Source organism: Bacillus yunxiaonensis (assembly GCF_037104695.1).
Classification (GTDB): Bacteria; Bacillota; Bacilli; order Bacillales; family Bacillaceae_G; genus Bacillus_A; species Bacillus_A yunxiaonensis.
On sequence record NZ_JBAWSV010000004.1, the window covers coordinates 423,681 to 436,393 of the forward strand.

At 35.0% G+C, this 12,713-nt stretch carries 15 protein-coding genes; 9 read left to right on the plus strand and 6 right to left on the minus strand.

From position 1 onward, the window contains the following. Positions 1–209 precede the first annotated feature (209 nt). Complete coding sequence (locus WAX78_RS14345) at positions 210–389, minus strand: H-type small acid-soluble spore protein (RefSeq protein WP_098310369.1); 180 nt, start codon at positions 387–389, stop codon at positions 210–212. 119 nt (positions 390–508) lie between these two features. Next, positions 509–1,735, minus strand: a complete 1,227-nt coding sequence (locus WAX78_RS14350) for a helix-turn-helix domain-containing protein (protein WP_336482935.1) — start codon at positions 1,733–1,735, stop codon at positions 509–511. 115 nt (positions 1,736–1,850) lie between these two features. Here WAX78_RS14350 and WAX78_RS14355 point away from each other — a divergent pair, with 115 nt between their 5' ends. The 5 genes from WAX78_RS14355 (at position 1,851) to WAX78_RS14375 (ending at position 6,594) form a co-directional block, all read left to right on the plus strand. Further along, on the plus strand, positions 1,851–3,134 hold the full coding sequence (locus tag WAX78_RS14355; RefSeq protein WP_336482936.1) for an MFS transporter: 1,284 nt from the start codon (positions 1,851–1,853) through the stop codon (positions 3,132–3,134). Between the two features lie 98 nt (positions 3,135–3,232). Next, on the plus strand, positions 3,233–3,394 hold the full coding sequence (locus tag WAX78_RS14360) for a peptidase (RefSeq protein ID WP_336483028.1): 162 nt from the start codon (positions 3,233–3,235) through the stop codon (positions 3,392–3,394). A gap of 600 nt (positions 3,395–3,994) precedes the next feature. Next, positions 3,995–5,446, plus strand: coding sequence for an RNA-guided endonuclease InsQ/TnpB family protein (locus WAX78_RS14365; RefSeq protein ID WP_336483029.1), 1,452 nt, complete (start codon positions 3,995–3,997; stop codon positions 5,444–5,446). Between the two features lie 95 nt (positions 5,447–5,541). Beyond that, a complete protein-coding gene (locus tag WAX78_RS14370) occupies positions 5,542–6,114 on the plus strand; it encodes a histidine phosphatase family protein (protein ID WP_336482937.1) in 573 nt (190 codons plus the stop codon). Between the two features lie 90 nt (positions 6,115–6,204). Beyond that, on the plus strand, positions 6,205–6,594 hold the full coding sequence (locus WAX78_RS14375) for a hypothetical protein (protein WP_336482938.1): 390 nt from the start codon (positions 6,205–6,207) through the stop codon (positions 6,592–6,594). 224 nt (positions 6,595–6,818) lie between these two features. On the opposite strand, the gene WAX78_RS14380 is transcribed toward WAX78_RS14375, so the two are convergent. Further along, on the minus strand, positions 6,819–7,148 hold the full coding sequence (locus WAX78_RS14380) for a DUF3147 family protein (protein WP_336482939.1): 330 nt from the start codon (positions 7,146–7,148) through the stop codon (positions 6,819–6,821). Next, positions 7,132–7,542 (minus strand): MarR family winged helix-turn-helix transcriptional regulator, encoded by a 411-nt coding sequence (locus WAX78_RS14385; RefSeq protein WP_336482940.1) that lies wholly within the window; start codon positions 7,540–7,542, stop codon positions 7,132–7,134. The genes WAX78_RS14380 and WAX78_RS14385 overlap by 17 nt, the downstream gene beginning before the upstream one ends. A gap of 145 nt (positions 7,543–7,687) precedes the next feature. Between WAX78_RS14385 and WAX78_RS14390 the strand changes: the two genes are divergently transcribed. Beyond that, positions 7,688–8,491: a protein phosphatase 2C domain-containing protein gene (locus tag WAX78_RS14390; RefSeq protein WP_336482941.1), complete on the plus strand. Its 804-nt coding sequence runs from the start codon at positions 7,688–7,690 to the stop codon at positions 8,489–8,491. A 178-nt stretch (positions 8,492–8,669) separates the two neighbouring features. Here the strand turns inward: WAX78_RS14390 and WAX78_RS14395 are convergent, their stop codons facing one another. Further along, entirely contained in the window at positions 8,670–9,428 is a 759-nt protein-coding gene (locus tag WAX78_RS14395; RefSeq protein WP_336482942.1) for a GNAT family N-acetyltransferase, read from the minus strand. Between the two features lie 390 nt (positions 9,429–9,818). On the opposite strand from WAX78_RS14395, the gene WAX78_RS14400 reads away from it, so the two are divergent. Beyond that, positions 9,819–9,989, plus strand: coding sequence for a Fur-regulated basic protein FbpA (locus tag WAX78_RS14400; RefSeq protein ID WP_098310360.1), 171 nt, complete (start codon positions 9,819–9,821; stop codon positions 9,987–9,989). 147 nt (positions 9,990–10,136) lie between these two features. On the opposite strand, the gene WAX78_RS14405 is transcribed toward WAX78_RS14400, so the two are convergent. Then, positions 10,137–11,321: a GTP-binding protein gene (locus tag WAX78_RS14405; protein ID WP_336482943.1), complete on the minus strand. Its 1,185-nt coding sequence runs from the start codon at positions 11,319–11,321 to the stop codon at positions 10,137–10,139. 61 nt (positions 11,322–11,382) lie between these two features. Here WAX78_RS14405 and WAX78_RS14410 point away from each other — a divergent pair, with 61 nt between their 5' ends. Continuing rightward, the gene (locus tag WAX78_RS14410) at positions 11,383–11,550 is read left to right on the plus strand and encodes a hypothetical protein (RefSeq protein WP_336482944.1); all 168 of its coding nucleotides are present in this window, start codon (positions 11,383–11,385) and stop codon (positions 11,548–11,550) included. A gap of 174 nt (positions 11,551–11,724) precedes the next feature. Continuing rightward, positions 11,725–12,705 carry a permease gene (locus WAX78_RS14415; protein WP_336482945.1) on the plus strand — a complete coding sequence of 327 codons (981 nt, stop codon included), beginning with the start codon at positions 11,725–11,727 and terminating at the stop codon, positions 12,703–12,705. Positions 12,706–12,713: the final 8 nt, after the last annotated feature.

The window sequence follows — 12,713 nt, forward strand, 5'->3', positions numbered from 1 at the left end:
AGGATAGTCTCGTTTTTTTCTTTTAAGTGCTTAAATAAGCAGTAAGGCATTTACGCAAGAAATTAACTTCAATTATTTCATTGGGGAATTTATCCCGCTACTTTTGGGCGGTAAGAGCCCGATTGGTTAGTTTTACTTTATTTCTCCACTGTTCGTTAGTGCAGAAAATATAAGAAATCCCACTTCAAAATAAAATGAAGTGGGATTTCTTATATTTCCTCTAAGCTGTTGACTGGAACAGTAAGTTCACGATTTGGATTTGTTGCTTCGTATATGTGGGCTGTTTCATTTTTTTCGTCGACATGTTGAATTGTAACAGGCATACCTTGAAAAGTTACATTTGTTTGTTCCGTTGATTTTGAAATTTCTTTTGCTCTTTGAATATTCATTTCCAAACTCCTCTCTGTGTCCGATTGGTTAACCAGCAAGAGAGCTCCCACTGATGGAAGTTACGCTGTATTACTATTTTGGCTCACAGTAAGGAATAATATACCAATTAATAGAGAGTTTAAAGCTTTTGAATCATTTGTAATGTTTCTTCAGTGAAAGAAGAAAACATAGGAGCGTGATATTCTTGAATAGCGCTGTGCGCTTGCTTTGCTTCATACAGAGCTTGTTCTTTATCCTGCAGGTGCATATAGCATAAAGCACGAAAAGAGCCAGCTGTAGTCAGTAATGCTTTGTCTATCGGATGGTGCGTATAATCAGAGATTGTTACTTGTTTAAGGGATTCTAACGCTTCATGATAACGCTCTAGACCATATAGAGCTTTTCCTTTTTCAAGATAATAATAGCCATCTTTTTCGGGCCCTAGTATCTTTATAGACTGTTCCCCATATGCTTCAATGTGTGTAAGTGCAACCTCATATTGCCTCGTTAGCATATTATAAAAATAAGCTTTTAAAATATGAAGAAGAGTTGTTGAGATGGCGTTTTCTGTAAAAATCGCGAATTGTTCTGCTTTCTTTAAATAGTGTAAGTAACCTTCCATATCGTTAGCAAATGTGGCTTGATAAGACAAAATACGATAAAATTCATCTGTTCTATAGTACACTTGATTTTTTTTAGAAAAGGCAAGTGCTTGTAAAATAATATTTTTGCAGCCTTCGTAATCTCCAATGGCTAATAAAATGATTGCCTCGTCTAAAAAAAGTTCAATTTGCATAATTAAATCCATTTCTAAATGTTTTTCTTTATATTCATCACGAATAGAATTGATTAATTGTAAACATTCATTATATTTTTTGTTGAGAAACAATAATCTAAATAAGATGAGCTTTGTTTCTGTACTTTCGCGATATAAAGCATATTTTTCGAAAATTAACGTTGCTTTTTCAATATATGCATGGACATGATAATCTTTCATATGAAGTGCCACTCTAGCGTATTGTTTATATAAGCGTGCAGCATCTAGTGTAGATGGTAGTGCATCATGCACAATAGGATGAAGAATTTCGTATACATCTTTAAAGCGCATGTCTTGTATATGTTGCTCCATTTCTTGCACAAGAGTAGCGTGTTCATTCGCTGCTTCTTCTTCTTCTTCTAATAATAAAAAGCTTGCATCACAGCCGAGTTTATCAGCAAGATAATGTAACGTTTTCATAGAAGGAGTTGCCTTACCATTTTCAATTTGACTGAGCATACTTTTTGTTAATTCTGTCCCAGCAAGTTCAGATTGGGTAAGTTTTTTTTCTTTTCGTAATGTCCGTATTTTTTCTCCGAGAGTAGCCATGGAACTCCTCCTTTTTTAGAAAGTTAAATATAATTAAACTTTTTATTGTCAAATTCAGAAAATTAATTATATAATAAGTTTAACACAATTTAACTTTTAAAGGGAGAGTGATTATATGGAGGGTGTATTAGAAAAACAAAATGATGCACGATTAAAAATTGCGACGCGAAATATTATTTTGATGATGATTGGAAAATTATCATCAATGCTTGGGGCAAATATTTACACGTTTGCAATGGGGCTGTACGTTTTAAAAACGACAGGATCGGGCATGGGGTTTGCTATTACACTTGTTTGTGGTTCTGTACCACGTATGATTTGCGGGCCAATCGCCGGAGCAGCAGCAGATCGAATGAACCGGAAGTGGCTCGCTGTTGGAGCAGATATATTAAGTGCTCTTATTATGTTCACCATGTTTTTACTTTCAACTTCATTTGGACTTTCATTGATCTTCATCTATGCATCCGCAGCACTGTTATCCATATGTGCAAGTTTTTTCTCTATTGCTTTAACATCTTCTATTCCATCCTTAGTTGATACGACACGTATTCAAAAAGCGAATTCATTAAATCAAACAGCTACATCGCTTGCAACAATTTTAGGACCGATTATTGGTGGTCTTGTATACGGTTTATTTTCTATGAAATTCTTTTTTTTACTGAATGGTATGACATTTGCTTTTGCAGCGATAATAGAATTATTTATGATATTTGATTTATATAAAGCAGACAAAAAAGAAGATAAGGATCATTTTTTAACGAGCATAAAAGAAGGTTTTGTATATGTGAAAGAGCAAAGTGACATATTTTCAATGGTCAAACTTTCACTTTGGATTAATTTCTTTTTTTGTGCAATTACCGTTTCGTTGCCCTATATTATCGTTCAAAAATTATCACTTTCCTCTCAGCAATTTGGAGTAATTGAAGGAATGTTTGCGGTTGGGATGCTAATTGCTTCTATTGTTTTATCAGTTCGAGCAGAGGCAACAAATAAGTTCCAGACCATTCGTAGGAACCTTTTCATGCTAGCAGGCTTATTGCTTTGCATTGTATTACCGATTTTTCTTCCGTTAACTAAAACAATGATTTTTATATATTACATTACACTCATGATCCTTTTTGGGGTGAATATCATCACGATTAACGTTCCATTGCAAGTATTCGTTCAAAAAACGACAGCACCAGAATATTTAGGACGTGTATTCGGATTAATTGAAACAATTGCAACAGCAATTGTCCCTCTTGGAACACTCTTGTATGGTGTACTTTTAGACTATATACCAGCATCTACTGTTATGTTGATATCAGCGTTTGGACTGTTTATTGTTGTTTTCTTTGGAACGAAGCAATGGAAGAATGTGAAGGATGTGCAAAAACAAGAGGGTGTATCTATACCTTAAAGAAGAAGCAGTCATTGTTACAAAAAGATGAACTTCCTGCATTTGGAGAAGAAAAGGAGTATACTAATATTATAATTCAATCACAAGGAAGTGTCATTATGAGTACTGTTGGTGTTGTATATGGAGTTATTCTTTCTTCTATTTTTGTTTCTTTCACTGTAGGTGTAACACGTTACATTCATAAGTGGAAAGAAGGGATTGTAAAGCTAAATCATATTGAAGAAGAAGCAAGTGATTTCATGTTACATCACGGGAAATAAAGTGAAACTTCCATCAGTGGGCGCCTTTCCTACTGATGGAAAGCTCTCACTAATCGGGCTCTTACGGGCAGTTATCTTCTATTTAACTTCTTTGCTTTCTCAGAATCATGAGATTGAGATTTTACTGCCCGTTAGAGCGGGGTAAAGTGAAACTTCCATCAGTGGGGACCTTTTTCCACTGATGGAAAGCTCTCACCAATCGGGCTTTTACGGACAGTTATCCTCCACTTATCTTCTTAGCTGTATGGGTCTTACTGTCCGTTAATGCGGGATAAAACAGTATCTTTAATCTACTGATAATGAAATGTTTTTTAGGATAATTAAATATTTATAATTTTATTATGTAAACAAAAAGTGTGGTGTTAGAGATACGAACATCACACTTTTTGTTATGTAATATATTTTATTAACATATTAACCAATTTATCAAAAAATTGGCAAGAAAACCTCATCTTCAAAACGCGGAGAGTATAGCCCAGTTTAAGGTGGGGGATGAATTGCCCTTGTATTCGTAAAAAATTTTTGATATCAATGCGAATGTATGTTCTTTTTTATCGTTTTGTAGTATCATGAAGGTAAGGAGATAAGGCGGTGAAAATCATGACAAACGAAAAAGAATATGCAACCTATCAAATTTGGATTAAGAAAGGTCATAAATTGCACGTCTACTTCATGGAAATGTGTCAAAATGCAAAAAATCTCTACAATACAACAAACTTCTATATTCGCCAAGTGTATACGGCCTTATGTACGGATCAACCATTACAGCCGCTCCAACAAGAAGTTCTTCATACATTACAAGCACATATTGAAATCATGAATGAAAATCAACTTCATGCATACCAAAAACGTGTACAAAAACAGAAAGAAAAACCTGTTAACGAACAGAAAGAAATGAAATGTAACTTGTTTACATTCCCGACAAAAGAGAAATCGTTTCTATCCTATAACTTTCTAGATTGTTTGTTTAAAACAATGAAACAACAAGATTATATGAATTTGCCAGCACAAACAAATCAAGCAGTCATGAAGAAGCTATATCAAAACTGGAAATCATTCTTTGCTTCCATGAAAGTATATCAAAAACATCCTTCCACTTTTACGGGCAGACCTCGCATTCCAAAATATATCAAATCATCTATGAAAGAAATTGTATTCACCAATCAAGTGTGTAAACTCCAAGATAAGTACATTCGTTTTCCAAAAACAAGCATGAAATTAAATATCGGTAAATTGTTCGGGCATATCGAAAATCTCAAAGAGGTACGTGTTTCTCCTGCTTACGGGAAGTTTAAAGTTGAGATTGTAACAGAACAATCTGAGTCAGCGCCTGAGCATATCGACAATAATCGTTATATGAGTATTGACTTAGGAATCAATAACGTTGCAACTATCATAACAAATACAGGGTCTACTCCTGTGTTAGTAAAGGGCAATGTCATTAAAAGCATTAATCAATACTACAATAAGCAAAAGGCTTATTTACTGGGTATTCTTCGTCATGGAAAAGAACCAAAAGAAGGACCACACACATCAAACCGTTTAGAGAGGCTTCATGAGAAACGGTTTCTCAAAATAAAAGATTTCTTTCACAAAATCAGTTACCACATTGTTCAGATGGCGATTCAACAGGAAATCTCTATGATTGTGATTGGGAAAAATACATCATGGAAACAAAACGGTGAGATGGGGAAACAACAGAATCAATCGTTCTGCCATATCCCGCATAATCTACTCGTTGAAATGATCACCTACAAAGCAAAACGAAAAGGTATTCTTGTACAAGTCGTGGAAGAATCGTATACAAGTAAGGCCTCCTTTCTAGACGATGATATAATCCCCACTTATGGTGAAGAAGACATTCCTGTATTCAGTGGGAAACGTATCAAACGTGGCTTGTATCGTACGAAAGAGAATAAACTACTGAACGCAGATGTGAATGGTTCCTATAACATCTTAAAAAAAGCAGTTCCAAAGGCATTTGCCGATGGAATAGAGGGGTTGTGCCATCGGGCAGCTGTGTCAACTCCACTCGTGTTAAGCATCACTTGAAGGTGATATACGAGAAACCCCCACTTCAAGCTCCAAAGGAGATAAGTGGCGGGAGTTTTCATATAATAATGAAAAATGCAAAGGGGAGTAGGGGAATGACCAATATTTACTTTGTACGTCACGCACATTCTACATATACACCAGATGAGAGAGAAAGGCCGCTATCTGAAAAAGGTTGGCAAGCGGCAGAGAGAGTGACAGAAATATTACAAAATGAATCTATAGATGCTGTGATTGCTAGTCCATATAAGAGAGCTATTCAAACGGTAGAAGGGGTTGCTAAGTATTTTCAATTACCGATAGAGTTAGAGGAGGATTTAAGAGAGCGGTTATTAAGTTTGCAGCCCGTCGGAGATTTTGAACAATCTATTATGAAAGTATGGGAGGATCCTACTTTTTATTTTGAGGATGGAGAATCTAACATTACCGCTCAGGAGCGCGGAGTTGCTTGCATAACGGAAATCCTGCGGAAATATGAAGGGGAAAATATTGTAATAGGAACACATGGGAATATTATGGTCCTTATTATGAATTATTTTGATTCCCAATATGATTTTTCATTTTGGAAGAAGCTTCATATGCCTGACATATATAAGCTGACATTTACAGAAGGGCAGTTTGTTCAAGCAAATCGACTTTGGAAAGAAGATATTGTAAAGAAAGTGTGAATATTGACGAAAAGAGCAGGAGATTATGTAACAGTTATAGAAATCAATTGCTGGAGTGAAAAAGTTTTTTAATAAAAGGAGGCTGTTCATATGTTCGAGAAAAACAATAGATTTTCATCCATGTCAGGAGAGATTGTAGAAGTTCACAATGTGTATGAGATTTTACCACCTGACGGAACGATTATTGGTATGGCAACACCTGAGGAAATGGAAATTGCAGCAGAACTAGAACTAAAGCATTACGCTTTTTCACGTTTAATGGAAGCTAATATTCAATTAGACGGTGCCTCCTACAAAGAGATGTTAGAAGAATTTGAAGGTTATGAAAGAAGATCGATGGCTTTCTGGCGGGCACTGCATGAGCGTTTATCTGTGCCATGGGCATGGGTGTTACGCGTTGATGTTGCAAACGGCCCTATTCATGTAAGCAATGGAAACTTGTTTTATGATGTAGAAGAGTTAGAAGAAGACTTTGAATAATAAGAAGAGGAAAGCAGCATAGATACTGCTTTCCTCTTTCTATAAGTGCTGTATATTTTTGATTTGTTTTATTGCTTGAATTATAATATCGGGCCGATCTATTTCAACGGAGTGGCCTGATTTAGTAGCAACAATAAGTTGGCATTGTGCGTGCCTTGTCCCATTATCAGTACTTCAACTTTTTCTCCGAAGACATCTACATGTGTAATCAAAAGAAAGCCCCCTTAAGTTTGAAAAAACCTTTGACATACCAATAATATTCCCCATACTCCTATACCGCATAGAATAGAAGTGCCAAGTGAAAATGAGTTACGAAGACCCAAATATACAATGAATAATAGCAAGGCTGATGCAGGAAATCCATATAATACTCCTAGTGCAAAACCACTTAATTCTTCTCGAGATCCCCCTTCGACAGAAATCCAAAATAGACTGAGCAAACTGATTAATGGAAGTGCCGCAATGAAGCCACCAAGTGTACTATAGTGCTTAGCGATTTCTGTAACTCCTCCAATAATAAGTGCAGAAACAATCACTTTAATGAGAAAAGACATCGTGAGCCTCCTTCGCTAATAATTCAAATGCGGATTGAATTAGCTCATTTTCTTCTTTAGATAACTTCTCTCCTAGTTGTTTTAGTTTTGCCTCATCGAGCAGTGTATGTGTAGCTAATGCTTGTTGTCCTATTTCTGTTAGCTTTACAATTACAACTCGTTCATCTTGCTTACTGCGCTCTTTTACTACAAATTCTTTCTGAATTAACCGTTTAATATGTTCAGAAGCTGTGTTATGAGAGAGATGTAGTTTTGCGGCGATATTACTAATGGTTTGCGCTTCTTTTCGAGAAATCATTTGTAAAATACGAATGGCTTGGTGAGATAAATTTTCTTCGTATTCATGACGGAGATAAAAATAAATCGTTTCCCAATGTTTATTTAACGTTAGCATAATTACAACTCCTTTTTTTATATCGTACAATACGATATAATCGCTTGTAAAGATATAAAAGGTTAAATTTTTCTGTAAAAAAGTATCTTTTTTTTAGTAGATAATATAAGCTTATCTTAAAATCACAATGAAACGAGGGATGAGGATGGAAGCTGTACATACCTTTAAATGGACTGGTGATGAAAAAGCGTATTTAAATGTGATACATGTAGAAAAGCTAGGTCCTCTTTCTATCGGATTATATGGTGGAAATACAGAAGCTGGTGCAAGCAAAAATGAAGATGCTGTGCTTGCTTGGTGTGATCCACATGGAACATGGGAATTCGTTATGATTTTTGATGCACAAAGTACGATCGAACGAGCAAAGTTTATTATAGATATAATTTGTAAAAGAAAAGAGAAGTTACTACAGCTTTTCACTTATCCATCTCATCTAGTTTTTCATCATACGCATATGTATTTATTATCGCTCTTTACGGATGAAAAAATTATTGAAGAAAGTGAACGAATACAAGAACAAACAGCATGCCTTATTTGTCTTCGGAAAGGAAAGTTTGTGTATTGGTTGTCAGTAGGGGAATGTTTTGTCTACTTATTTCATCCAAGACTATTACAATGTGACCAGGGGCGCTTGAATAAACAGCAATGTTATGAACGGATTGGCAGAAAGAATATTTTTTCAGCAGCAACCCCTTGTTTTACTTCTGGGGTTCGTGAATTACAGGAGGGAACCAATCATATTGTGATGACAACAGATGGGATCATTGAATGTGGTGAACGGATATTTGAAGATGATTATGTATTATATCAATCGTTGTATTCAGATGATACCCTTCATGTTGGAGATGTACTGGAGAAGATAGAGGTTTGGAAAGGAACAGATAGTGCTACAATTATAGGTTGGTCTGTTGATATAGGACATATGGATTGTATCTGTGAGCAGGATTAAAGCAGATATCATAAAAAATAGAAGTGACATGTAAAACATACAGTGCAGGAGGAAATAAATTCTTTTGCGCTGTATGTTCTATTTTATTACTTAAATAATATTGTTAATTTGAGCTATAAAACAAGAGAAACCTTATTTATGGAGTTCCCTTATTCCATTAAGGCACACTTTAGTTGAATTAAATTATCTCTTTTATCCGTTTTATTGCAGAGTGAACTGTAAGTCTATGAAATGAAACTAATTTATTTTTGTAGATGACTCCATAGATACCATAAGGAGTAGGTGAAAGTCTCAACAATTCTTCTCTGTTTTTTATGTCAATAATTTCTGCATTAATACCCAATTTGTTTGCTGCCTTAACAACATTATTGGCTGATACATCTACAAATGGACACTGCTGGGTACGGAGAATTGTTAAATCTTTAAAAAGTTTAAGTCGCTCATCCCAATCTTTTGGGAAATATGGGTCAGGTGAATGTCCAAATTTGTTAACAAGTAACTCAAAACCATAAGGTGCATTATCTATTTCTCTAAAATTGTTCTTTATAAAAACGTCCTTACTGGGTGTCCAAGAAGTGTTCGGATTCGTAATCACAATAACTCCATCTTTATTTTGTTCCTGAGCATCTTGAATACTTTTATTAATCAATTTTGAGGCATACCCTTTTCCTGTAATATTTACCCATAAGCAATGGATAACTAAGTAATTTTCGCCATAGACAACTCTCGAAGAATATTCAATAGGTGTATATTCAATAAACCCAGCTGGTTTGTTATTCTCCATTATTTTTATATACTTTAATCCTTCATTGAACCTTCTCATAAGCCATTTGTTTTTATTTATGTAACCTGTTGAAGATGGCTTGCTACGAAGACAATAACAACCCCCATCATCTATATTCTCTTCGTCTAACTCTACCAGCTCAATTTGTTCCAATATATTTCTCCCTCCACAATTTTTCAATATTCTTATTCACCTATTCTATCTTTTAAGGGAATAATAAACATTTATTATTTAGTAAATTATTACAATTTGAGTTTATCATAGGTTGCTTCCGTTGAAAATAGACAGCTTTTCACAAAGTCAGTGAAGGGCTTCATCTCTCACCTATCTTCTTCGCTTCTGTCTGAATCTTGAGGTAGAAGTCTTACTGCCCGCGAATAGCGGGATAAAAAAATCTTAAAAATTGTCATAAGATCTTTCTTTGTGCATATATATGTATAATGTGGCCACAAAGCGGGAGTATACTCTCACTTCCTAAAAATCTATTTTAAAACTTGTAAAGGTTATTATAGGGAAATTGCCGAAAGGAGTTTTGAAGAAAGTATGAGTTATGGGCTCCGTTATGCTGTAGAACAAAGGAAAAAACAATTGATTGAGAAGTTAATTGATGTAGGTGTATACAAAGTATTAAATAAACAATTGTATGAATTATCACTAGATGAATTAGAAAAAGAATATAATGATATCTTAAAATATGAAGATGTGCGTGCGTAGTTTATTCAAAATTGTTCCTTTTAAATGAAATAAAGACGTTAGGCATAGTTAAGCATTAGTAGAAGGTGAAGAAATCCTTCATTTTATGGAAAGTTGACTTTATAAAAATCCCCTTTCTCAGTGTAGTATTGAGAAAGGGGATTTTGTTTAAGATACAGTTGTAAATGAAGGGATAGGGTCATGGAACATATCCCAGTCTTCATACATTTCTTTTTCAGTTAATAAACAGTGGTCTAAAGATTGTTCTATTTCTTCTCTATTCATATCAATACCGATAAAGACTAATTCGGTAATTCGGTCTCCGTATGTGTCATCCCAACGGTTTAAAATGTCTGGGTCTTCTGAAATAATTTGTTGTTGTTCCTCTTTTGAAGTAGATGCTACCCACTCGCCAGCTCCTTGAATCGTAATAGATGAACCTGCTTGAGAGAGAAGTCCGATGATATTGTTGCGAGAAGCAAGCCAGAAGAAGCCCTTCGCTCTCACGACGTCAAGTGGCCAGTTTTCAAGCCATTTCATCAATCTCTCAGGCTGGAACGGGCGCTTACGGCGGTATACAAATGATGAAATGTTATACTCGTCTGTCTCAGGTGTGTGTTCGCTATTTAATTCTTTGATCCATCCAGCTGCTTGACTTACTTTTTCATAGTCAAATAGATTCGTATTTAAGATTGAGTATAACGGCACTTGCGAATAAACTGCTTCAATAATACGAGCTTCTGGATTTAACCTTTGTAATAGTTTGTGAAGTTCTGTAATATCATCCTGCTCTAGCATATCTGTTTTGTTTAAAATAATTACATTTGCAAATTCAATTTGATCAATGAGTAAATCAATCACTTCGCGTGTATCTGTCTCATCAATTGCTTCTTGGCGATCTAATAAACTTTCACCTGAAGCATAATCATCCCAGAAGCGATTCGCATCTACGACAGTAACCATCGTATCTAAACGACATGTATTTGATAAGTTGATTGCTAATTCTTCGTCCATATATGTGAATGTTTGTGCAACTGGAATAGGCTCACTAATACCTGAAGATTCGATGACAATATAATCAATATCTCCAGATTCTACGAGACGGTTCACTTCTATAATTAAATCTTCACGTAATGTACAGCAAATACATCCATTTTGAATTTCAACAAGTTTTTCCTCTGTTCTAGAAAAACCACCTTGTTTAACAAGTGCAGCATCAATGTTAATTTCGCTCATGTCATTAACAATGACAGCTACTTTCATTCCGTCGCGATTTGTAAGTATATGATTTAGTAATGTTGTTTTTCCAGATCCTAAGTAACCGCTTAATACTGTAACGGGAATTTTTTTCATATAAAGACTCTCCTTTTCAAATCGTAATCATTACGTTTTATTTCTTGTTATATCTTAAAAGATGAAAAAGAAAATTGCAATAGTAAATCATAATGATTACGATTTGAGAGTAAGATATAGTAAGTGTGTTGTGGATGAAACATGGCATAGAAAAAGAGGACAAGCATATGTTTACAATAAAGAGGAGCTTCTATCGGAAAGTATTTTATCCCGCTCTAACGGGCAGTAAAATCTTAATTTCAAGATTCTGAGAAAGCAAAGAAGCTAGATGGAAGTTAACGGCCCATAAGAGCCCGATTGGTGAGAGCTTTCCATCAGTGGGGGATGAAGAAAGCCCCACTGATGGAAGTTTCACTTTATTGCTAGTTGAACATGAGCTAAAAATATAAAGGAGGAGATTGTGATGACACTTGCACGGATTTCTAGAGAAATTATGGGTACAATGTTAATCGCACTATTTGTGTTCTTATTATTTTTTGTTGATTTTACAAATGTATCATCGTTGCAAGCACTGATCCCTAAAACGTGGATGAATGTAAATACAATTTTTTTAAGTATTTTTTTTGAAGCTGTTCCATTCATATTAATTGGTGTATTCATTTCAGCGGTTATTCAAGTATTCGTGACAGAAGACGTGATAAAGAAAGTGTTGCCTAAACATCCTATTGTTGCCATGTTTCCAGCAGCATTTGTTGGTGTATTATTTCCGATGTGTGAATGTGTAATTATTCCAATTATAAGAAGACTGATTCAAAAAGGATTACCTCTTCATGTAGGAATGGTAATTCTTGTTACCGCCCCTATTTTAAATCCGGTTGTATTTTTTTCAACATTCTATGCGTTTCGCATGAACCCTACAATTGTATACGCTCGTTTTGGACTCGCTTTTCTTGTCGCTATATGTATTGGAGGTATTGTTTATTACTTATATCGTGACAAGAATGTATTGAAAGAAAGTGGTGTGATAAGTGAACATAAACATTCGAAGAGAAGCTGGCAGGAGGTTGCTTCGCATGCAGCAGATGAGTTTTTTAGTACAGGAAAATATTTGTTAATTGGTGCATTTTTAGCTAGTTTATTTCAAACATTTTTAGATCGTCACCTTCTTGCCGAATTAGCGAACAGTAATCTCATTTCTCCACTTGTTATGATGGCCCTTGGTTATGTTTTATCTCTTTGTTCTGCAGCAGATGCATTTATTGCAGCATCATTTGGTCACATTTTTTCAACAAAAGCTCTTCTCGCTTTTTTAGTGTTCGGACCAATGGTAGATTTGAAAAATACTGTTATGCTATTTGCATATTTTCAAAAGAAGTTTGTGTTTCTGTTTATGGCGATTGTGACGATTAGTGTATATGTTATCGTTCAACTTACCATGAAATAGGAGGCGGA

Excerpts from the sequence above, each read along its gene's own strand:
- WAX78_RS14345 (WP_098310369.1), bottom strand. The coding sequence starts at position 389 with ATGAATATTCAAAGAGCAAAAGAAATTTCAAAATCAACGGAACAAACA.
- WAX78_RS14350 (WP_336482935.1), bottom strand. The coding sequence starts at position 1,735 with ATGGCTACTCTCGGAGAAAAAATACGGACATTACGAAAAGAAAAAAAA.
- WAX78_RS14355 (WP_336482936.1), top strand. The coding sequence starts at position 1,851 with ATGGAGGGTGTATTAGAAAAACAAAATGATGCACGATTAAAAATTGCG.
- WAX78_RS14360 (WP_336483028.1), top strand. The coding sequence starts at position 3,233 with ATGAGTACTGTTGGTGTTGTATATGGAGTTATTCTTTCTTCTATTTTT.
- WAX78_RS14365 (WP_336483029.1), top strand. The coding sequence starts at position 3,995 with ATGACAAACGAAAAAGAATATGCAACCTATCAAATTTGGATTAAGAAA.
- WAX78_RS14370 (WP_336482937.1), top strand. The coding sequence starts at position 5,542 with ATGACCAATATTTACTTTGTACGTCACGCACATTCTACATATACACCA.
- WAX78_RS14375 (WP_336482938.1), top strand. The coding sequence starts at position 6,205 with ATGTTCGAGAAAAACAATAGATTTTCATCCATGTCAGGAGAGATTGTA.
- WAX78_RS14380 (WP_336482939.1), bottom strand. The coding sequence starts at position 7,148 with ATGTCTTTTCTCATTAAAGTGATTGTTTCTGCACTTATTATTGGAGGA.
- WAX78_RS14385 (WP_336482940.1), bottom strand. The coding sequence starts at position 7,542 with ATGCTAACGTTAAATAAACATTGGGAAACGATTTATTTTTATCTCCGT.
- WAX78_RS14390 (WP_336482941.1), top strand. The coding sequence starts at position 7,688 with ATGGAAGCTGTACATACCTTTAAATGGACTGGTGATGAAAAAGCGTAT.
- WAX78_RS14400 (WP_098310360.1), top strand. The coding sequence starts at position 9,819 with ATGAGTTATGGGCTCCGTTATGCTGTAGAACAAAGGAAAAAACAATTG.
- WAX78_RS14405 (WP_336482943.1), bottom strand. The coding sequence starts at position 11,321 with ATGAAAAAAATTCCCGTTACAGTATTAAGCGGTTACTTAGGATCTGGA.
- WAX78_RS14410 (WP_336482944.1), top strand. The coding sequence starts at position 11,383 with ATGAAAAAGAAAATTGCAATAGTAAATCATAATGATTACGATTTGAGA.
- WAX78_RS14415 (WP_336482945.1), top strand. The coding sequence starts at position 11,725 with ATGACACTTGCACGGATTTCTAGAGAAATTATGGGTACAATGTTAATC.